10 protein-coding genes are annotated in these 23,040 nt (G+C 48.2%); 2 read left to right on the top strand and 8 right to left on the bottom strand.

What is annotated here, in order from left to right; all coding sequences use genetic code 11:
* Positions 1-95: 95 nt before the first annotated feature.
* The gene (locus tag H6F91_RS11160; protein WP_190789321.1) at positions 96-4,841 is read left to right on the top strand and encodes a diguanylate cyclase; all 4,746 of its coding nucleotides are present in this window, start codon (positions 96-98) and stop codon (positions 4,839-4,841) included.
* 112 nt (positions 4,842-4,953) lie between these two features.
* On the opposite strand, the gene H6F91_RS11155 is transcribed toward H6F91_RS11160, so the two are convergent.
* The 8 genes from H6F91_RS11155 to H6F91_RS11120 all read right to left on the bottom strand — a co-directional run bounded on the left by H6F91_RS11155 (position 4,954) and on the right by H6F91_RS11120 (position 20,360).
* Positions 4,954-10,236, bottom strand: a complete 5,283-nt coding sequence (locus tag H6F91_RS11155; RefSeq protein ID WP_190773944.1) for a PAS domain S-box protein — start codon at positions 10,234-10,236, stop codon at positions 4,954-4,956.
* Between the two features lie 323 nt (positions 10,237-10,559).
* A complete protein-coding gene (locus H6F91_RS11150) occupies positions 10,560-12,044 on the bottom strand; it encodes an adenylate/guanylate cyclase domain-containing protein (RefSeq protein ID WP_190773943.1) in 1,485 nt (494 codons plus the stop codon).
* The gene (locus H6F91_RS11145; protein ID WP_190773942.1) at positions 12,041-13,168 is read right to left on the bottom strand and encodes a chemotaxis response regulator protein-glutamate methylesterase; all 1,128 of its coding nucleotides are present in this window, start codon (positions 13,166-13,168) and stop codon (positions 12,041-12,043) included. Before H6F91_RS11145 ends, H6F91_RS11150 begins: the two co-directional genes overlap by 4 nt.
* Before the next feature lie 136 nt (positions 13,169-13,304).
* Positions 13,305-16,133 carry a hybrid sensor histidine kinase/response regulator gene (locus H6F91_RS11140; protein ID WP_190773941.1) on the bottom strand — a complete coding sequence of 943 codons (2,829 nt, stop codon included), beginning with the start codon at positions 16,131-16,133 and terminating at the stop codon, positions 13,305-13,307.
* A 43-nt stretch (positions 16,134-16,176) separates the two neighbouring features.
* Complete coding sequence (locus H6F91_RS11135) at positions 16,177-16,878, bottom strand: chemotaxis protein CheW (protein WP_190773940.1); 702 nt, start codon at positions 16,876-16,878, stop codon at positions 16,177-16,179.
* Between the two features lie 32 nt (positions 16,879-16,910).
* Positions 16,911-18,518, bottom strand: a complete 1,608-nt coding sequence (locus H6F91_RS11130) for a methyl-accepting chemotaxis protein (protein WP_190773939.1) — start codon at positions 18,516-18,518, stop codon at positions 16,911-16,913.
* Positions 18,519-18,532: 14 nt separating this feature from the next.
* On the bottom strand, positions 18,533-19,837 hold the full coding sequence (locus H6F91_RS11125; RefSeq protein ID WP_190773938.1) for a protein-glutamate O-methyltransferase CheR: 1,305 nt from the start codon (positions 19,835-19,837) through the stop codon (positions 18,533-18,535).
* Positions 19,821-20,360, bottom strand: coding sequence for a chemotaxis protein CheW (locus tag H6F91_RS11120; protein WP_190773937.1), 540 nt, complete (start codon positions 20,358-20,360; stop codon positions 19,821-19,823). The genes H6F91_RS11125 and H6F91_RS11120 overlap by 17 nt, the downstream gene beginning before the upstream one ends.
* A 399-nt stretch (positions 20,361-20,759) precedes the next feature.
* Between H6F91_RS11120 and H6F91_RS11115 the strand changes: the two genes are divergently transcribed.
* On the top strand, positions 20,760-22,988 hold the full coding sequence (locus tag H6F91_RS11115; RefSeq protein ID WP_190773936.1) for a SulP family inorganic anion transporter: 2,229 nt from the start codon (positions 20,760-20,762) through the stop codon (positions 22,986-22,988).
* Positions 22,989-23,040 lie beyond the last annotated feature (52 nt).

Below are 23,040 nucleotides of genomic sequence, written 5' to 3'. Positions count from 1 at the left end.
GCTATAGCTGTTTTAGACAGTTTGTTTACGCAAACTGAACTGGGTATAGAGCCTCAAGCATTCCACCAAAAGTGTTTTTTGTGGGCGATCGCGATATGACTAACCCAAACATGAAGGGGCAACCGACTGGTAAAGAGTATTTACTGAATCAAATCAGCATCCGTATCGGTCAGTTTCTTAACCTGCAAGATGTTTTAGAAACAACTGTTACAGAGGTTCAGGCTCTTTTAGAAGTTGATCGCGTTAAGGTTTATCAATTTGATACAGATGGTAGCGGTGCTGTTGTTGCAGAAGCGATCCAGCACAACCGACTCCCCTCGCTGTTAGGGTTACATTTCCCTGCAGAAGACATTCCGCCACAAGCGAGAGAGTTGTTTGTTAAGGCGAAGCAACGGGTAATTGTGGATGTTGCTTCCCAGCGTAAAACCCTGAACCAGTTTAAATCTGTACGATCGCTCGACCAACCCGTACAGGGGGATGTTCGTTACTTAGCCGTCGATCCCTGCCACTTGCAGTATTTGACTGCGATGGGAGTGGCCTCTTCCATTTCGTTACCGATTCTCTACCAGAATCAACTCTGGGGATTGCTGGTCGCTCATCACAGCGAGCCACAATCCTTTAAAGAATCGCAATTACAGACTGTGCAGTTATTGGTAGATCAGCTGCCTATTGCGATCGCTCAGGCAGATCTGATGCAACAGGCACAGCAACAGGCCCTACATGAAGCAGCTCTAAATCAACTCAATCAACTACTCAACGGACCTCAAGATAAGACAGGCATGTGGCAAACTGCCTTAGAGCAAATCAGCCACACCCTATCTGCTATTGGTGGCAGGCTGTACATCACGGCCAGCCCAACAGGTCAAGCGATGCAACTGTACACATGGGGAGAGCAGCCTACCCAGGCGTACCTGGAAACTTCGCCGTTCTGGCAAGCCTTAATCGACTGGCAGGGCGTATTGGCAACCAGCCATCGTCAAGTCACCGAAGTAAGCCACACAACCGAAGTCACGAGTGCAGCCTCCCTTCACGGAAGGACATCAGAAGTTAGCTATACCGGAGCAACATACACCTATCAACTTCAAGATTTACAGAAGGATGCTCGTCTGCAAGCTCTGGTTGATGCCTGTGAACCCACATCAATCCGCTCGCTGCTGATCATCCCACTTCAGTATCAACAGTATGTTGGCTGTCTTACCCTGTTTCGGGCTGAGATTGAAACAGAGCGGTTATGGGCAGGACGTTCCAACCCCGACGAGCGCAATGTCCTACCGCGTCAGTCGTTTGAGGCATGGCGTGAAATTAAATCGGGACAAGTAGACCTGTGGACACCCGCCCAAATTAAGCTGGCACAATCCTACGGGTTGCATCTATATATTACGGTTTTGCAACAGCGGGTGGCAGACCTACTGCATCACCATGCTTCCCACGATTTGCTAACCGGATTACCTAACCGATTGCTATTTGACGAATTACTGTCTCTGGCACTGGTCAACATTCATCATCAGGGCAACATGTTAGCGGTGATGATGCTGGATTTAGATCGGTTTAAGACAATCAATGACACGCTGGGTCACATTACAGGCGATCGCCTCCTACAAGCCGTAACGCAACGGCTGCGGGATTGTTTGCGCGATAGCCATACCCTTGCCCGCTGGGGAGACGATGAATTTACGGTATTGTTACCCCAGATCTGTTCAGCAGAAGATGCCATTCAGGTTGCACAGCAAATTCTGGATACACTCAAAGTTCCCTTTCAAATCGATACCCACGAGTTGCACATTACCGCCAGTATTGGCATTGCCCTGGCTCCCTATGATGGGGAGGATGTTGGAACATTACTCAAATGTGCCGACATGACGCTCCATCGAACTAAACAGCAGGGCAAAAACAGTTATCTGCTCTATACACCGACGATGAATCGGCGATCGCTCGAAGGCTTATTGCTAGGCAATCATCTTTATAAAGCCCTGGGTCGGCAGGAATTGTTGTTGCATTACCAACCCCAAATTGACTTGAAAGCCGGAAAAGTCGTGGGAATGGAAGCACTACTCCGGTGGCAACATCCTGAAATGGGAATGATTCCGCCAACGCAGTTTATCCCATTTGCTGAAGAAACGGGCTTAATTTGTGACATTGGCGAATGGGTTTTACGCACTGCTTGTACACAAAATCGTCAATGGCAAGAGGCGGGGCTTCCCCCCTTACGCATTTCGGTCAATCTATCAGTACGTCAATTCCAGCAACCCAATTTAGTGCAAACAATCGCCAGAACTCTACAAGAAACTGGGTTGGAGCCGCACTATCTTGAATTAGAAATCACTGAAAGTTTGATCATGCAAGATGTAGAGCTTGCAGTGGCAATTTTGCGGGACTTGCAGCGATTGGGCATTCACATTGCCATGGATGATTTTGGTACAGGATATTCATCGCTCAGTGCGTTGATGCATCTACCAGTTAATACACTTAAGATTGATCAGTCCTTCATTCAGAATTTAAACAAACACACCAGTAATCGAGCAATCATTTCATCGGTCATTGCCCTTGGACATGGGCTGCACCTGAAACTCATTGCTGAAGGCGTTGAGACGGTAGAACAACTAGAATTTTTACGGCAAAATCACTGTGATGTCGTGCAGGGTTATTTATTCAGCAAACCGTTGACAACGGATGGGGCAACGCAGCTGCTTTATAAGAAAGCAGCACCATCCCAGATGGAGTTACCCCGACCCACTCAACCCGTGACAGCAACTTTTCCCATTCCCCCTAATGAAGCTCAGCGATTGGCTGTTCTATCTAGATATCAGGTACTGGATACACCACCGGAAGCCACGTTTAACCAACTGACCCACCTGGCTGCACAGATATGCCAGACCCCCATGGCCTGGATTAGCCTCGTGGATGAACAACGCCAATGGTTCAAATCTATTCAAGGTTTAGAACTCACGGAAACGGCTCGTACTGATGCTTTTTGTGCCCATACCATTCTGAAGCGTGATCTGCTGCTTGTACCCGATACACAAGTAGATCCACGATTCAAGCACTACCCGGTGGTAACAAAGAAACCTCATCTGCGGTTTTATGCGGGTGCCCCCTTAGTGAATGCAGAGGGTTTCATATTGGGGGCATTATGCGTTGCAGACTCTACACCACGGATTTTGACATCGGAGCAGCAGGAATCGCTCAGAGTGTTAGCAGAGCAAGTCATGACCCAATTGGAACTGCGACGACATCTACTGGACCAGCAACAACGACAGGAACTGTTGCCACAGTCAGCAATAGCAGCCACACAACCTGCAATGGCAATCTCTTACCAATATCGTGAAGCGCTAACGGAGCAAATGCAGTTAGCTCAATTGGTCATGGAAATTGGAGAAATCCTAAATCGCAATGAGCCAATATTCACGTTACTACAAGCCTGTGCAACGACGCTCACTCACCATTTGAATGCAGCATTTGTTGGATTTTGGATGCGCCATCCTACAACAGATGTGTTGGAACTACAAGCCAGTGATGGAACACCAGCTCTGGATTCGATTCGTTTGTTTAAAGCAGACTGGATTGCGGAACAGGGGCAACCCTTCCAGACCAATCGTTTGCTGGAGCATCTGCCGCTATCCGATCGCCCCACAGCAATACAAGAGCAATTGGTTGCCTTCACGGGGTATCCGTTAGTGCTCGATCACGAAACCACTGGTGTACTATCCCTATTTCTGCGTCAACCCCTACCACAGGCTATCATCGCGCAGTTAGGAGCGATCGCCCGGAGTATTTCCCACGCGGTTGAACGCCAACGGACAGAAACGTTGCTGCAACAGCAGGCAGAACGAGAAAGATTAGTCACTGCGATCGCTCAGCGCATTCGCCAGTCGCTGGATCTGGATGAAATCTTGAATACAACTGTGCATGAGGTACGGCATTTTTTACAAACAGATCGGGTGATCGTCTTTCGGTTCAAACCTGATTGGAGCGGTGTAGTCACAATGGAATCTGTGGCAGAAGGTTATCCCAGGATTTTGAGAACAGTGATTGATGAACCCTGTTTTCGAAATGCTTATGTGCCACAGTATCAACAGGGACGCGTACGAGCCATTGAAGACATTTACAACGCGGGTCTACATGAGTGTCATATCAACTTATTGGCCGAACATGGGGTTCGTGCCAATCTGGTGGTTCCCATTCTGCAAGGCGATAACCTGTGGGGTCTGCTGATCGCTCACCAGTGCAGTGGTCCCCGCCACTGGAAAGAGCTGGAGATTAGCTTGCTCAATCAATTGGCAACCCAGGTAGCGATCGCCATTCAACAATCGGAGTTATATCAACAGGTCCAACGATTGGCAATGGTGGATGGGTTAACCCAGGTGGCCAACCGTCGCCACTTTGATCATCACCTGGATCAAGTCTGGCAGCGCATGAGTCTGATCGGGTCACCGTTATCTCTCATTTTATGTGACATCGACTTCTTCAAACTTTACAACGATACCTATGGCCACCCTGCTGGGGATGAGTGCTTGCAGCAGGTTGCCGCAGCGATCAAGCACACCGCTAATCGGGAAGACGATTTCGTTGCGCGGTATGGGGGAGAAGAGTTCGCCATTATTCTGTCGAATACGACAGCTGAGGGAGCATTTAAGGTGGCTGAACGCATTCGTACTGCGGTGAAAGCACTCCAGCTTAAGCACCAACAATCTTCTATTGGGGTAGTCAGCCTGAGTCTGGGTATTGCGACTGTCACACCCCATGAAAAATCGTCACCTCCTCGATTGATCACCGTTGCAGATCAAGCACTTTATCAAGCAAAACAACAAGGACGCGATCGCGTAATCTCAGCTCCTGGCTAACTCAATTGTGCGTCACGAAACCAGTACGCTGAGGCGGAAGTCCACCACTTATGTTTTGTGTGAGGTGCTTCGCACCTCACACAAAACATAGGTTGCGTTAAGCCGCAGTCTACTAGGAAGTGGCTGGACGCAGTAAATGAATAACGGCTTGTACTAACCTTTCGGGTTCGACCGGTTTTGAAATATGGGTTTGAAACCCAGCAGTTAACGCTTGCTGCTGATTAATCTCTCCGGCATAGGCTGTGAGGGCGATCGCCGGAATATTTCCACCCTGCTCAGGGAGCCACCTTCTGATTTGCCGAATTAAGGTGTACCCATCCATCTCCGGCATACCAATATCGCAGAGCAGCAGATCGGGTACCGATTGGTTGAGCAGAGACAATGCTTGCATTCCTGAAGCCGCCGTTATGACCTGCGCACCAGATTGGGTTAAAACGAATGATGCTAATTCCCGCATGTCTGCGTCGTCATCGACGACTAATATTTGAATATCGGTTAAGTCTGCTCCGGCTTCTGAGGGCTTATCTGAAGAAGACTGTTCCTGCCCAACCAGGTTAAGTGGTAATCGAACAGTAAATGTTGCTCCTAAATTTTGCCCCGGGCTCTCGGCCGAAACCGTTCCTCCATGCAGTTCGGTAATCTGACGTACGATCGCCAACCCTAATCCCAATCCACCAAATTTTCGGGTGGTGGTACCATCCTCCTGACGGAAGTAATCAAACACATAGGGTAAGAAATCGGCACTGATTCCTCTGCCCGTGTCTTTAATCTGAATTTGAGCGTACATGCCAGTTTGCTCAAGCTTAACCGACACGTGCCCTCCGGGTTGCGTAAACTTTACGGCATTCGAAAGCAAATTCCAAAAAACCTGCTGCAGACGGTTCGTATCACCGAGAATACTTCCAGCAACTGGATTCAGCGTGGTTTGAAGTTGAATACGTTTTGCTTCAGCCGCCAGACGTACCGTTTCTAAAGCCGCTTCAATGGTCGTGACTAAATTCACAGGCGCAATATTCAGGGTCATCTTGCCCTGGAGAATGCGGGAAACGTCCAACAGATCTTCAATGAGCTGGGCTTGTAGCTTCGCATTGCGCTCAATGGTTTCTAACGCTTGCTCTGTTTTCGTTGCATCTAGTCGCTTCCTGCGTAACATATTGGTCCAACCCAGGATTGGATTGAGGGGCGATCGCAACTCATGGGACAACACCGCTAAAAACTCATCCTTAATACGGTTAGCTGATTCCGCCTTGGCGCGATCGCGTTGCGCAGTTTGGTAGAGCTGGGCATTCTCAATCGCTAAGGAAGCACGATGCGCTAATTCTTCGGCAAATTGCACATCTACTGGCGTATATCGCCGTCCAGATTCAGCCGAAATAAAGGAAATGACACCCATAATTCGGGCCTGAATACGCAGGGGAACACACATAAAAGAACTGAAACCGACCTGTCGCAAAATTTCTAAATGCTCTGGGTCATGGGCAGCATGTACCAACATTTCGTCGGGAATTTCTGGCACAAAATCCGATTGCCCCGTGCGCAATGTCAGTGCGGCACCTCGCTCCGCATTGGGATCTAACGGGTACTTCTCGCGAATTTGATGAGCCCATGCCAGCTTATCAGGATTAATATGGGCGACCGCAATTTGGTCGATAGTGCCATCTTCCTCAACAATATGGACCGTACACCAATCAGCTAATTCCGGCACCGTCAGCTGCGCAACTTGCTCCAACGTCGTCTGGTAATCCAGAGAGGATGCCAGCACTGCGCTGGCTTCGGAGAGGAAACGTTGCGTTCGTTCTAACCGGATACGCTCTGTCACATCGACCACGTATACCAGCACGCCTTCGACTTGATGATTTGCAGTTACTGTTGGCAGATAGTAGACGTTGTAGTAACCGGGACGGCGATCGTTACGCCCCGGTATATTGACCGCAAAACTAGGCGAGATGAAAGGTTCCCCGGTAGTATAAATCCGATGAAAAATTTCAACCAATCCGGAGTCAGAGTGACCAAAAAGATCCGCAATCGAAACGCCCAAGTGTTGCTCACGGGTTAACCCGTTAATCTCTGCCAGGGCTTCGTTGATAGCCACAAATCGCTGTTGAGCATCCAGCAAAGCCAGCCCGATAGGAGACGTTTCAAAGATGTTTGCGAGTTGCTGCTGAGCCACTTCTCTTTGCGATCGCGCTATGCGTTCGCGCTCCAGCAGTTGTTCTCGTTCCTGTTCTGCTTGCTTGCGTTCTGTGATGTCGATGACCGCACCAATGGAGTGCTTGGGGTGCCCCTGAGTATCATAGGTAAACTGCCCTCGTGCTCCAACCCAACGGAGCGAACCATCTGGCCAGAGCATCCGGTATTCGTGCTGATATTCAGTTCGTTCGTCCATCGCATGCTGGAGTTTTGCCTCCGTTTCAGCCAGGTCATCGGGATGAACACGGCTGGCCCAGATTTTATAACTCGGTTCACATTCATTGGGTTGCAGACCAAGAACCGTGAAATATCCCTCTGACCATCGTGTTGTTCCCGTTTGAACGTCCCAATCCCAGGTACCCATGCGTCCAATGCGCAGGGCTAGCTGCAAGCGTGATTCACTTTCGCGCAATTGTTCCTCTACGCGCGATCGCTCCACTGCCAGCCAGGTTTTCTCGGCAATGCGTTCCATTAATACGACATCTTCTACCGTCCACTGACGAGCAGCCATGTGGTGCAATACCATCAATGCAACAAATTTTCCTGCTTTCACCAAAGGAACGCACAATAGCGATTTTGTTTGAATTGCATCAAAAGCCGCTGCCCCTGATCCGACCGTGCGAGGGTCTTGATCCACATCATCCACAGCAACAGTTTTACCTTGCTTCAATTCTGCGATGATATCAGGCCCAAACGAATTCATATGATGGCTACCAACGATACTGATAGCTCCATTGCAGTAATCACGATCGACCATCACATATTCTTGTGTAGAATCAATTTCACCATAAGTACAGCGGGTGACATTGAAGTATTCTCCCGTAGCACAAACGACCTGCCACATGATTTCTTTTGAGTCTTGAATGGCACGCATCGTATCATTCAACTCAATTAAAAACTTTTGCTGTCTTTCTTTCCGTTGAAGTTCTTCTAATAATTGCTCAATTTGCTGCCTTGCTTTTACTTGCGCTGTAACTTCAAAGTTGTAGATTAATACACCCTGAATGTTTCCCTCAACATCTCGCCAAGCTGGGAAATTGCAGGTAAAAAATGCTTCTTCCAACACGCCATCACCGTTCCGATCCCAACATACCGGTGATTCCTCTCGAACAAAGGTTTCTCCCGTTTGATAGACCTGCTTCAGCACATCAAAATAAATAGGTCCTTCCAGATCTGGAAAAGCTTCCTGAATCGGCTTACCAATCATGTCAGAAGTCTGACCAGTGATTTGCAGATACGTGGGATTAGCAAATTCATACACCAGATCAGGCCCTTTAACAATGCCAATCATGGCAGGGAACTGCATCAGAATGTCATATAATCGCTTGCGTTCGTTTTCTGCCTCTAGCCTTGCTAAACGTTCTCGTTCTAGCAATTGAGCACGTTCTGCTTCAATCTGCTTACGCTCCGTTACATCCACCGAAACGCCCAGCATTCGCACTCCACGCCCCATGTCATCCAGATAAATCCGCCCCTGGCTGTTGAGCCAACGTACAGTACCATCTGGGCTCATCACTCGATATTCTTGCGAGTAAGATGTGTCTCCTCCGGCCATGGCCCGTTCGACTGCTTGTAACACCCGCAGGCGATCGTCTGGATGGATCACCGCAACAAAATCTTCTCCTGTACCTTCTTGTATGCCCCAGATCTGTTGCGCATTTGCAGAAACAACCATCCAATTGCTCTGCAAATCCATATCCCACACCATCATATGAGCAGCTGTAAGTGCCAGACGCAAACGTTCTTCGCTTTCTCGTAAGGCTTCTTCAACCTGTTTATAATCTGTCACATCACGAGCAATTCCTAACACTGTTTCAACAGAGCCATCGTCGGTGAATTCAGGAACAATACGTGCTTGATACCACCGTATTTCTTGAAGAGTGGGAAACTGAAATTCAATGGTTCGTTCTTGTCCACTATCAAATACTTGCTGAACACTGTCATGCCAGAGGCAGTAGATCTGCTCGGGCATTCCTAATTCAGCATGGGTTTTACCCATAAACTGATCGGCTGGAATGCCTGTCACTCTCTCTACAGAGGGGCTAACATATACGTGGCGAAACTTTGTATCAATACGGCTAATAATGTCTGGCGCATTTTCAGCCACCATCTTGTAGTGTTGCTCTCGCTGCTGTAGCGCTGATTCCAGACGTTTGCGTTCAGTGAGATCAATGAGGAAACCCACGCCTAAATCATCGGGGCCTCCCAAATAAGCAGTTCCAATCAGAACAGGAATGCGGCTACCATCTTTACGGATGTACTCTTTCTCAAATGGTACATGGTAACCCACTTGTTCCATTTCGGCCATCGCCTGCTGATCTAAATGCCGAAATTCAGGTGGGGTAATCTCAAGAAAATTAACGGCCCCCGACACAACTTCTTCCCGGGTATACCCTAAAGTATTGAGCCAGGTATTATTGACTTCCAAAATATTGCCTTGAAAATCACCAATAATGATGCCAATAAAATTTGCGTTTAATAGTGCCTGCAACCGAAAGTCATTTTCATGTAAAACTTGTTCTATAGATCGCTGCTCGGTCACATCATGGAAGACCGCTACTGCTGCGACAGTTTGCCCCTGGTGATCGAGGATGGGAACCGAGTTAACGGTGATGAAAACAGGACTACCGTCACTGTGGCAAATTTCCATCTCTTCATCGGTAATAACCTCACCGGTTTTTAGCGATCGCACCAAAGGATGCTCATCCGGTGTATAAATCTCTCCATCTGGGTGAAACGCTTCGAATGGAACAGTAGCAACATCACTTTCAAGCTCTAATAATTCTTTATAGCTGTACCCCGTGATTTGTTTAGCTTGTTCATTCGCCAGCATTAGCTTGCCAGACTTCGCATCGGCAATTAAGACACCCACAGGCATCTGTTCTAAAACAGCTTCAAGCAAAGGATTGTCTGGTAGAGCCATTAATGGTTGCTGTTGACTGCGTAAAGCTGCGATTTCATGCTGTTGCTCAAGAATTTGATGTTGAAGTAACGCAATTTGGGAATACAGCCCATCAGCATCATTAGAATGTTCAGCACCGAGACTGCGAGCAAAGTGCTCAATCACTTCAGACCGAGAAATTCCCCGTTTTTGGGCCTCCTGATCAAGCGATCGCTGGGCAGTACGGGTGAGTGATACACCCACCCGATATTTTGTCTCGGAATTCCAGTTGTTCACAAACTTTCCGGCAGCATCGCGTCTCATGAAGCGTTAATCCGTATGCATAAACGGGTATCTCCATTCAAGCGAAGTTCACAATGAATGAGAATCTACCTTAAGATGGAGGCTTCAACCTAACTTCGTACTCTAGCAATATTTGCAAACTTTATGTCGAAAGGTACAAGCTATCCAGTGATAGTTGTGTATAAATCTCTCGGTACATGACAAAACTTCCAGAACCCATAATTGGGGGTGTTCTAGACCTGTGGATGGGATGTGGTAGAAGGGGCACGAAGTGCCCCTTCTACCACATCCCATCCACAGCTTTACAGCGCTTTGCAAACGCTTGAAACATAACCGACCCGAGTCTATCCAAATGTCCATGCTTCCTGCCAGTTCTCAGGAATTCCTTCGGATAATAACATTGTGATTTGCTCGCAATAGAGCTGAGCCGTTTGGTCAGTGGGATGAATTGATAAAACTTTCTCAAAACAAGCTTTAGCTTCTGTAAAGACGCGATGGCGATAATACAAAATACCCTGTTCAAAGTGAGGCAATGTTTGTTGTTTCAACTCGCGGATTGTTTCAGTTTCAGCATCTAATACTTCATAAACGGCGACTGCCTCTGTTCGTCCCTTCACCAAGGCATTTGCCAAAAAGCGAATTTGGTAGGTCTCAGGATTGCTAAGGTGATCGACGGTTTGTCCGGTAATCAGCATGGAGCTTCCGTACACTTTGGTCAACCCCTCTAAGCGGGCTGTCACATTCACATTATCTGAAAATGCATCGCCTTGAATGCGGTGGTTTTCTCCAACCATGCCCAGCATCATGGGGCCCACATGAATACCAATACCGACGTGAATGGGTTGTTTACCTTTTGCCTGACGCTGATCATTGTATTCTTGCACCCGTTGTTGTTTGGCGATTCCTGCGGCAATCGCATCATCAGCACCATCCGGGAAAACCGCCATCATGCCATCTCCCAAGAACTTCACAATAATGCCGTAGTGATTGCGAATTTCGGGGCTTACTCGCTTTAGATAAGCATTGATAAAATTAAAGTTTTCGCGAGGTGTCATCCCTTCAGAAATGGTGGTAAATGAGCGAATATCGCTAAACATAACAGCCATGGTTTTGCTAACAAAATCCCCCAGTTGCACATCAATCACGCTGTCTTTACGCAGAAATCGCAAATATTCATCTGGGAAAAATCGTGCCAGAGAATCTTTCAGTCGCTCCAATTCTGCTTCGCGCACTTTTACCGTTTTGACCATCTGGGTAAACACCCGTGCCAGTTGCCCAAGTTCATCTTTACGAGCAGAAACATCGTCTAGCTGGGTGTCTTCAAATATGTTTTGCTCAACAGCAGAAGCTGCATTTGTAATTTTATTCACCTGTTGAATGTAGAGAGCCTGTTGCTCATTTTCCTCGCGGAGTAGAGCTTCAGCTTCCTGCCGTTTGAGCAAGTTATTATAGGCTTTGGAGTGGTAACGAATTCGAGCCAGCAACTCAACGCGATCGGGCAGTTTCACTAAATAATCATTCGCCCCATATTCAAAAGCTTGCGCTTTGATAACAGGGTCTTCCTCACTGGACAAAACGATTAGAGGAACTTGATAGGTAGGGGCATCAAGCGATCGCAACAAACGCACCAATAAAAGCCCATCTATCTGCGGCATCATCAGGTCTTGCAAAATCACCGTGGGTTGGCAAGACTTTGCCACTTTGATAGTTTGCAGAGGATTATTACAGTAATGAAAGGTGATATCCCTTTCGTTAACCAGCATTTTCCGTACCGCTTCCGCGATGATAGTTTGATCGTCAATCAGCAGGACCGTAATGGGGTCGTTCATAGTTTGGAGGATACGTGTAGCAAATACTCGGCAATCTCCTTAGGATTGCAAACAGCCACTGCTGCGTCTAATTCAACAGCTGTTTTAGGCATTCCATACACGACACTACTCACCTTATCTTGGGCGATCGTATACCAACCCCGTTGGCGAAGCTGGCTGAGCCCCTCTGCACCATCCCGCCCCATTCCAGTTAACAGCATCGCCGTTCCCTGCAGACGCCAATGGCGGGCCAGGCTCTTGAAGAAAACATCGACGGAGGGGCGGTAGGGATAGTCGCTGGGTTCTTTCACATAAGCGAGGGTACGGTTTCGCTGTAGGCATAGATGGTCGTTGCTACAGGCGACAAGAGCCGTTCCTGAGGTGGGGCGATCGCCAGTAACCGCTTTTCTAACGGTGAGAGCCGTTTGATGACCCAGCCATTCAATCAAACCTTCTGCAAACTGAGCGTCTACGTGCTGAACGATAACAATCGCCGCATCAAAGTCCGCAGGAAGAGGGGCGAGAATTGTGGCGAGGGCTTTAGGGCCACCTGTGGAGGCTCCAATGGCGACCAGGAGGGGGGTGGAGAAAAGGGTGGATGGGCGGATCGGCGGATCGGTAGATGGATGGATGGGTGGAGATTTGGAATTCAGAGGGTTGGCTAAGTCACTGGGGGAGCGATCGAGTGATCGAGTGCGACGTTGTGTCGCTAAGTGATGCGTAAGGGGGAAGGAGGAAGGAGACACCGAGTGGCGGGTAAGTTTCTCGATGGTAGCAATTTTGTGGAGAAGGATTTGCGCCGATTCTGGGTCGCCCTGAGTTCCAAGAGTGGGAGTGTTGACCGCATCGAGCGCACCGCAACTCATAGCTTCAAACACCTTGGCAGCATTTTGTTTGACATCGACAGTGACCACCAATATAGCGCAAGGAGTCTTCTGCATGATCTGTCGAGTCGCTTCAATGCCATCCATTTCAGGCATGATCAGATCCATCAGGATCAGATCAGGAGTATCTTGAGCACATTTGGTAACAGCCTCGATACCGTTTTTTGCCACCCAAACGACCTGGTGCTCAGCAACGGTTAATAACACCCGTCGCATTGCTTCGATCGCTAGCACCATGTCATTGACAATTGCAATTCTCATGCCACATTACCATCGTTCAGGAAGTCCATCTGCCCAGCTCATAACTTGCACTGTTCAAACCCAAAACTTAGAATTCTGCTTTTGCCGTCGCTGAGCAACCATAAATCTTGGATTGTGGGAATGTAGGGTACTCATTTTATTCACCCACTAAATCAGCAACGGCTCGAATTAACGTGTCATCGTGAAAACTATTCTTTGTAAGATAGTAGTCGGCTCCTGCTTCCAGTCCTTGAATGCGATCATCCTCGCGATCGCGATAGGAAACCACAATGACGGGAATTGACTGTAAGCGCGAATGTTTTTTGATTTCTTTAATTAAGTCAATACCGTTCATCCGGGGCATATCAATATCACTAATGACCAAATCATAGGGATAAGAGCGAACAGCATTCCAGCCTTCCATCCCATCAACAGCCACATCTACCACGTAACCATGATTCTGTAACAGTTTACGTTCCATTTCCCGTACAGTAATTGAGTCATCCACCACCAGCACCCGTTTTGCATCGTTACCTTTGCGCGATCGCGTTTCCCCTGTCTTTGCTAGCCGCCCATCGACCAGCAATGTGTTGAGCGATCGCAACAAATCAGACACATCCAAAATCAAAATCAGCGACCCATCTCCCATCAGTGCCGCCGCCGCCACATCTTGTACGTTGCCTAAGCGTGGATCAAGGGGACGCACCACTAACTCACGTTCCCCCAGACAACGATCGACCGCTAGACCATAAGTGGCCGATTGATCACTGATAATCACGACCCATAAGGGATCCGGCACGGCAGTAGGTGGTGGCAAATCTAGAACATGATAGAGGGGAAGAAGACCAACGTTTTGGTGCTCCAGGGTAAAATATTGTCGATTCTCAACGGTGAAAATATCTTCTTGCTTCACCGTGACAATATGGTCAATGCGCGACAGGGGAAAAGCATAAATTTCTCCCCCAACTTCTATAAGTAGTGTCCGGACGACGGAGAGGGTTAGTGGCAACTGAAAATGAAAACTGGTGCCCTTTCCTGGCTGAGATGTCATCCGCACAGTACCACCCACTTCCTGAGCCATGCTTTTCACAATATCCAGCCCAACACCTCGCCCAGACAGTTCCGTTACTTGTTGGGAGAGGGAGAATCCAGGTAGAAACAGGAACTCCATAAGCTCCGCATCTGACAGTTTTTCGGCTATTTCAGGAGTCGTAAGCTGACGGGCGATGGCTTGCTCTCGAAGCCGTTGGATATCAATTCCCGCACCATCGTCTGTGGCTGTGATAGCTAGCATGCCGCCTCGATGGACCGCTTCCAGGCGAATCCTTCCTTCCGGGGGTTTCCCTGCGGCAATGCGGGCTTCGGGTAACTCAATACCGTGACCAATTGCATTTCGAAGAATATGCGTGATGGGGGCTTCTAGCTTGCTGAGAATGTCGCGATCGACGGATGTAGACTTGCCAACGATTTCTAATCGAGCTTGTTTATCTAGACTACGAGCCAGATCACGCACCATGCGCGAGAAGTTTTGCACACCTTCCTCAAAAGGCCGCATGTGCGAGGTAATAACTTCTCGATACAGGCGATCGGATAGATGAGTGGTACGACGAATAAACTCTTCCAGATCCGAGAGGCGATCGCTCAACAAAGCGCGACACTGCTGCTCCTGACGACGCACCATTTCAAATAAGGCTTGGTCAGCCTGTCGAAAATGAGGTAAAGCTTGTTGTTCCAGTACTTCCAGACTGGTAGCTAGCTCGATTTGATGCGATCGCACCTGCATCAAGGCATCCGCAAAAGCAGGCAGTGCATTGGCTTCAATCAGTGCTTCTCCCGCCAGCCCCATAATCCGGTTCAGGTTATCTGCGCCAACCCGCACAACCCGCTGAGCTCCCTTAGAGGCATCATAGGCAAGTTGCTCGCTTACACTGCTATTAGCACCAGACGATTGGCTCGAAATACCAACCGGGATTTGATGTGCAGCATCGGATATTCCATTGGAAGAACCCTTCACGGCCGGGTGGTTAAATGAGTGCTCGGATTCATCAAAGGATGCAGGGTTCTCAGAATGAACAGAGGATTGATGCAGAGCTTCAATACCAGACTGTACGGATAGAATATTGATATTTTGCTGAGTTAACCAGGTGGAGAGATGGCGATCGCTCACCTGGCTTAAGCCTTGCAATAAATCGACGCCCCGCAGTAGTTGGTCTATCAGATCGCCACTCAATGTAAGCGTACGGTTCTGGGCTGCAACAAAACAATCTTCTAGAGTATGCGCCAGGCTAACAGCAGCATCCAGTCCAACAATCCGTGCGGCCCCTTTAATCGAATGAGCTGCCCGCATGAGAGCTTCAAGGGGTTGAGTGGCTGTGGGTTGCGTCTCCAGAGTCAGCAAACCATCGTTCAAAATATTTGCCTGTTCCTCCACCTCCATACGGAACAAATCCATCATCTGAGGATCAACCAGGGGTAGGTGAGCCTGAAGGGGTTCCGGCACGGAATCTGCTACTGAATCTTCCACTTCGGGAAGATTCTCATCCTCGGACGATGCAATGCCAGCCACGGAACCGGAGGAAGGATCTGAATAGTCTGATTCAGACGTTACTGGTTGATAGACAGATTGAATGGCGGCAATACTCTCGCGATGACCGGACAACCAACTTTCCCACTGGGGTTCATCCAATAGGCTAATGTCCAAAAGCCAATGAGCTGCTTCGAGCAGACGATCAACCTCAACAGCGCTCAAATCTATACCCTGTTGAACCGCTCTAAGTCTTGACTGAATAGCTTGAATGACAACAACAGCAGCTTCTACGTTGACAACTTGGGCCAACCCATCAAGGGCATGCAAAGCCTGCAACGATCCCTGAATATCTTGCGCCGATTGAGACTGTTGCTGGAACATCAGCAAGTGTTGCTTCAGGTTCTCCACCTGAGCGATAACCTCCTGACGAAATAGATCCAGCATTGAATAATCGGGCATTTTTGTTGAGTTACATAGAATTAGGGAGGAAACAGCTCAAACACTACAAGAGGCGGCGATCGAGCGTATTCAGCAAATGGTCAGCATCCAGATAATTCACTTTTTTGTCTTGCCAGTCAATGATCCCCCGGGTATAGGATTGATGGGCTTTTGCAATCACAACAGGAGGTTTCTGAAGCTCATCTGGATGGAAGCGATAAACTCGATGCACCTCGTCTACCGGAAACACCCAGCGGCTCTCCTGCTGCCCAATCACCATCATGCGCCTGAGGTTAATTCGACTATAGGTGGGGTCGATCGGCATTTCTACCCCAATAAATTGGCTTAAAGACGCACAGGGCAGGATTTCACCGCGAATATTCACCAATCCCAGGAACAAATCATCACTGCGATGGGGAAGAGTATGAATAGGTACAGGACGGGTAATTTCTTGCAGAATACTAACGGGTAACGCAAATCGCTCGCTGCCGAGCCGGAAAACCATAGCCGATAGCGTTGTACCCTGGCCAATTTTGAGAGAATCTTGCTTGACGGCAGTAGACAGAGTTCCCATTTGAGCTTCTGGCGGCTGAGCAAGAATTTCTGTCCATTCCTGGAGATAGTCGAGTGGAATTTCGCGGTTAAGGAGGCCGCGGCCTGCCTCATGGTAGACCGGGCAATTGATGCAGTGTCCTACCGACTCTAAGCGATCGCACGATCGATCGCCCTCTATCCCAATCTCGCTCCAACAATACTCGGCATTCATCACTGACACTTCATCATGTAAAACTACGATGGCTACACTTTGAACTGTGAAATCTCCTGCTGCAACCCCTGCGCTGCATCATCCAACTGTGTTAACGCATTATTGGTTTCTTGAAGGGATTGCATGGTTTGGAGGGACGCATCACTGAGTTGGGCGATCGCCATACTAATTTGCTCGGCTCCCCGATATTGCTCATCCATCCGCTGGCTAACAGTAGCAAACTGTGGCGCAAGCCCCTGTACATCTTGAATAAAGCTGGTAATCTGCTCACTGACATTGCCAACTTCTTGAACGTATTGGGTTACCTCGCGACTAAACCGATCCATCTCTACAACCCCTGTTGACACCGAGGTTTGCATGGCTTTCACCATCTGTTCAATTTCCAGGGTTGCAACAGCGGCCTGATCCGCAAGCCGCCGAATTTCACGCGCTACGACGGCAAACCCAGCGCCATATTCACCAGCCTTTTCGGCCTCAATGGCAGCATTCAGAGATAGTAAATTCGTTTGATCTGCGACTTTCGTAATCGTCGTGACAACGTTATTAATATTATTGGCTTTTTCATCAATCACTTTGAGCTTTGCTGCGATCGATTGGGTCGCTACGACCAAATTTTGCATAGCCCCTTGAATTTTATCGAGATTCTCCTGACTGTTAGCCGCAGCACTGGTGGTTGTCTGAGCCGTATCCGTCACTTCATCCATCGCCTGGGCTAATTCACCCGCAGTAGAGGCAATTTGGCGAGACGTGGCTTTGACCTCGTGCATGGAAGCTACTTGCTCATTCACCGTCGATTCCAATTGCCGACCAGCCGCCGCAATTTGTGTCGTCGAGGAACTAATTTGAATTCCGGAGCGCTGAGCCTGAGCAATTAGAGCATTTAAGCTTTTAACCATTTCCTGGAAGGCTCTTAGCAATTGCCCAACTTCCGTGGGATCTTTGGTGGGCGGGATAGATTGGGTTAAATCGCCATCAGCGATCGCCGTTGCTGCATCGACAATGGGGGGCAACTGGCGTCGTAGCGGCAAGGTCGTGAGTAGCCCTGCTGCCAGCGTCAATAAAATCGTCAGTCCTGTCCCGATAACAATCAAACGCAACAGAAAGTTTTTTGAATTTTGGACAGCCTGATTATTGCGGTTTAACTGGTTCTCTAGTTCGCCAACAACGCGATCGCGTTGGGCAACCGCATCACTAATACGAGGCCGGCGTACATCCGCTTTGGCCTGAACCAGGTTGTTTTGATCAACCAGGCGAAAGATAGTTTGCAGCGTGCGATCGTATTCTTCACCTAATTCAATCAGGTTGCTAATGTCTGCCTGAGTCTGCGCATCAGATGTTGCTATCGCATTTTCGGCATTTTCTGTAAAGGATTGGCGAGCATCGGAATAAGCATCTATAGCACTCTGATCGCTTGGGAAAATCAAGTAGGTCCGGGTAATACCAATCATGCGATTGAGCCCATCAATCAACCCATTAACGTTGCGAATTTGGGTTTCGATGCGATCGCTTTCCTGCTGAAGCTGAAAAGTACGGGTAGTGGAATCATAAACAATCGCACTTAATCCCAATAGGGCTAACAGCGGAATAGAGTACCCCAGTAAAATGCGATTTGTAATTCGATCCCAGATTGATTGAACCATAGTGAATCATTTATTTAAGATGAATGATAGCCTTGCTCTACAAGCCGTTGCGCCCGTTTCCTTAGTTTTTCCGAAGCAGCTTGATTACCCTGTTGCTCTTTCAATAAAGCAAGATGTATCAAGGCTTCATAGGCAGATGGATCGAGATAAATAGCCTTTTGGAAATAGGTTTCTGCCTGTTTATTTTGACTCAGTCCCTGACAAATCTCACCCAATAGCAAATAGGCCGAGGCCTCCGCTGGGTTAGCCCGCACATAGGATTCACAAAGTTGAGCCGCTTGGGTCAGTTGTCCCTGATCGGCAAGCTGCTTAGCCCTTTCCAACAAAATGGGTGGCCCTTGATCTGATTGAGTTTTCGATAGAAACCCATTGCTTAAACCCTGATGAGCATCGAATGTTTTTTCGGATGGAGGATTAAGGTATTTTGTCTTTGGGAAAGTTGCTTTGTTCAATGGGTGCCGGATAGATGACTGATTTGTATTCAGTGCAGGTGAACTATTAGAATCTGTTTTATCCAATAGGGTAAGTGATTGTTTTTGGTACGCAAATGCAGAGGAATGCTCAATTGACTTGTAATTTTGTTTACCCGAAATTTGAGATGTTTCGGCAGCTCCCAAAAACAATAATCCTGTGGGGAACAGAGCATGATCGAGAGTTGCCATCGTGCGATCGCGCGCTGCTCCATCTAAATAGATCAATAGATTGCGGCAAAAGATAACGTGATACGTCTTACGAAGAAAATGAGGTTGCAGAATGTTGCCGTGAATAAAATTCACGGATTTACGCACCATTGGGCGCACTTGATGTCCCCTAGCCGTTGGTTCAACGTAACGCTCTAACGCTTCGGCCGTAACACCTCGAAAGGAGCTTTTTCCATAAACCGCCTGCTCGGCTTTTTGTAAGGCGCGCTGACTGACATCAACGGCATCTATTTGAAACTGAGCCGTTGTTAGCCCCGCGTCTAACAAAGTCATGGCGATCGAGTAGGGTTCTTCCCCCGTAGAGCAAGGCACGCTGAGAACATAGAGAGGCTTAGTGGTCCGTTCCCAGGCGTGAATAGCTCGTTCCTTCACGTAATACCGTAGATACTCAAAAGGTTCTTTGTCTCGGAAGAACCAGGTTTCAGGAATTACAACCGCTTCAATTAATTGATTGAGTTCCTCGGGAGCGGAGCGGAGAAGAGCCAGGTAGTGGGAGCGATCGCGCACACCATTAGCCGCCTGACGTTGGGCAACAGCTCGTGCAATGATTCGCGAACCTACACTGTTCGCATCTAGCCCCAACTTCTCCCTGAGAATAACTTCAATTGCATCCTGCACCGTTCACCTGCCCGCTTCTCTCAGTAAATAAGGCTGGATCAAGGCCATCTGCAACCAGTTGTTCCCAGTTCACCTTTTGAATAATGCCCTTACCATCAATAAATAGTTCTCCCATCACGGAAGAATCACTCATATTTTCCGCATTTTTCAGGGTATTGATGGGCACCTTTAAAGTTTCTGTTACTCGTTCTGCCAAAAGCCCCAACTGGCGTTTTTGATACGGTGAGTGTTCCCCCTGGCAAGAATTCGCCCCATAGTTCACCATAATTAAACGCGTGCTATAGGAAATTTTGCAGGATGTCCCCCGAATAAGTTGGCAAAGATCGATAACCGGCACAATGGTATTGTGATAATTAAAAACACCTGCAATATACTCTGAAGCTGCCTCAATCTTCCTGAGCAGGACTACTGGTGCGATCTCAATAACATTACTCGTATCAATCGCATACAGATTCTCTTCAATATGAAATAGTAGTAGTAACGCCGTTTTAGACGTAGCCTGCGCGGCTGTATTAACCTGCATAAACTCCAAAAAATTGAGGCAGCTAACTGACTGTAGTGCAAGTGACGACAATTAGCATCTCCCCTAGGGCAGGAAAATCTTTACGTCAAGAAAATTAGGATTATATATCCTGCGGAACAGGCATTTAATACTCATCTCGAAATAGCTAATTCGCTTCCTTGGAGAGTTTTCTGCAACCCTCAACTTTATGGGTGCTGAGGTTTATACAAGAATCAAGGGCCTCAGAGAAAGCTCTTCAATTAGCGTCGACTGTGTATTGTTAATAACTTTACAAGTTGACCTTGATGCCATTCAACTAATACAGCTATGCCCGAAGTAAGAAGTTACTTGCTGAGAAGACAGGAAGTCCCGCAGAATTCTATAGGATAAACACAACAAAAATAGATCTACATTTTATAGGTGACTACCATCGCACACGCCAAATCCACTACTAACCCTGTCATCTCCAACGCCATTGCAGGTGCCATTATGGGGCTGTTAGCGGTGACAAGTGCTGTATCGTTTGGAACGGTCATCTTCTCAGGAGACCTGGCACCTGTACTGACATTTGGGATTGGGTTGTTACTCTTCAGTTCTGTCATCATCAGTGCCTTCGGCACAGCTATGAGTTCCTACCCCGGCATGGTGGTAACAATTGCCGAAGTCACCGTTCCCATTTTTAGCTTGATTGCACGGCAGGTTGTTACGGCCATGCCAGATGCCCCCGTTGAGCAGAAGCTAATGACGGTTGTGGCAACATTTGCCCTTAACAGTCTGATAACAGCCGCAATTTTTTGGGCTTTGGGTTGGTTCAAATTAGGAAGCTTTGTGCGGTTCATTCCCTATCCCGTCGTAGGTGGTTTCTTAGCCGGGATTGGTGCGCTCCTACTCATTGCAGCCTTTCAGTCGGTTTCAGGATTAGATTTACAGCCATTCACGATCGCCGCTTTCTTCCAACCCAACGTCTTTTTGCAATGGTTTCCGGGGCTAATCTTTGCCGCTGTCATGTTCATGCTGCCTCAGCGAATTACCCACTTCCTGATATATCCCGGTATCATCGCCTCTGCCACGGCCCTCTTCTACATTGTCCTGTCCGTAACAGGAATATCCATGGCAGAAGCGACAGAACGGGGCTGGTTGCTGGGCAATATTCCATCCGGAGGGTTGTATGACTTTGCCACGTTACAGGCAATTCAGCAGGCTGACTGGAGCGTTGTCTTGCAACAAATACCAACTATGGCAGCGCTATGGCTAATATCGGCGATCGCGCTGTTGTTGCACGGCAATGGCATTGAACTGGTTGCGTCACGGGATCTGGATTTGAATCGCGAGTTAAAGTCTTCCGGGATTGCCTGGTTTTTATCGGGCCTTGGTGGGGGAATTGGCGGGTTTCCAAGTGCCGGGGAAAATACACTGGCTTACCAATTAGGGGCAAAAACCCGCCTGGCAGGATGGATGGTGACCCTGATCTGTCTCGCCATGGTGGTAGGCGGTGCACCGCTCCTCGCGCTGTTTCCCAAATTTATCCTGGTTGGGATGCCGTTACTGGTCACCATTGAGTTCTTCAATGAATGGCTTTACGAAGCCTGGTTCAAGTTCTCCCGCTCAGATTACGCCATCATTGTGTTGATTGTGTTAATCACCGTTAGTGTTGGCTTTCTCCAAGCAATCGGCGCCGGATTGGTCGCGGCGATTGTTCTGTTTGTAATTCATTACAGTCAGCTAACCGTTGTGCGCCATGCGAGCTATGGGACTTACCGCCATAGCAACGTACTACGAACTTCGGAAGAGTTGGAAATTCTGGAAGCAGAAGGGCAGCAGGCATACATTGTCGAATTACAGGGTCTAATCTTTTTTGGCACGGCGAATAAATTATTGAATCAGGTGCGCGATCGCCTCAACAACAGCGAATTAACTCCGCTGCGCTACGTGATTCTCGACTTCCGTATGGTGAGTGGACTGGATTCTTCCGCTGTTCTCAGCTTTGCAAAACTCAGACAAGTAGCAGACCAGAAACAAGTTCATTTGCTCTATAGCAATTTGGACCCTCAGGCTAAACAACGGCTACTTCGAGGAGAGTGCTTAGAACCAAACGATCCATTTTGCCACTTGTTTCCCGACTTAGATCGGGCATTGGAATGGTATGAGCAGCAGATTCTAAAGCATTACCAGCCTTACAGACCTGATCCGATTCCTGCGCCCGAAACAGCGCTGGCATCGCATCTGCAAACCCATTTTTCTGATCCCAGGCAGGTAAACCGTCTGATGGCCTGCCTAGAGTTACGCCAGCTAGCCGAGCATGAATATCTATTCTACCAGGGCGATCCATTTGATGGGCTATATTTTGTGGCATCAGGGCAGGTTAGCGTTGTGCTGGAATTGAATGACGGCCAGTTTAAGCGCCTTCGCACCTATACGGTTGGAAACACAATTGGTGAAATGGGGCTTTACCGTCAGACTGATCGTATGGCTTCAGTAGTCGCTGACAAACCCAGTTCACTCTATTTTCTATCTGCTCAAACCTTCGAAGAAATTGAAGCATCCGACCCAGTTCTTGCTTCCAACATTCACCGTTTTATCGTCAATTTGTTGGCCGAGCGGCTTCAACATCGTGAGGAAGAATTAAAGCATTTAATCGAGTCCGTATAAAACTTGTTCCATTTTTTTACTTACATCTTGTACCTTTCTAAAACCAAACCCC

Source organism: Leptolyngbya sp. FACHB-8, from assembly GCF_014695575.1.
Classification (GTDB): Bacteria; Cyanobacteriota; Cyanobacteriia; order Elainellales; family Elainellaceae; genus Vacuolonema.
This window is presented reverse-complemented; position numbering and strand designations above follow the sequence as displayed.

Coding starts and splice junctions, on each gene's coding strand:
- H6F91_RS11160 (WP_190789321.1), top strand. CDS start 96: ATGACTAACCCAAACATGAAGGGGCAACCGACTGGTAAAGAGTATTTA.
- H6F91_RS11155 (WP_190773944.1), bottom strand. CDS start 10,236: ATGAGACGCGATGCTGCCGGAAAGTTTGTGAACAACTGGAATTCCGAG.
- H6F91_RS11150 (WP_190773943.1), bottom strand. CDS start 12,044: ATGAACGACCCCATTACGGTCCTGCTGATTGACGATCAAACTATCATC.
- H6F91_RS11145 (WP_190773942.1), bottom strand. CDS start 13,168: ATGAGAATTGCAATTGTCAATGACATGGTGCTAGCGATCGAAGCAATG.
- H6F91_RS11140 (WP_190773941.1), bottom strand. CDS start 16,133: ATGCCCGATTATTCAATGCTGGATCTATTTCGTCAGGAGGTTATCGCT.
- H6F91_RS11135 (WP_190773940.1), bottom strand. CDS start 16,878: ATGAATGCCGAGTATTGTTGGAGCGAGATTGGGATAGAGGGCGATCGA.
- H6F91_RS11130 (WP_190773939.1), bottom strand. CDS start 18,518: ATGGTTCAATCAATCTGGGATCGAATTACAAATCGCATTTTACTGGGG.
- H6F91_RS11120 (WP_190773937.1), bottom strand. CDS start 20,360: ATGCAGGTTAATACAGCCGCGCAGGCTACGTCTAAAACGGCGTTACTA.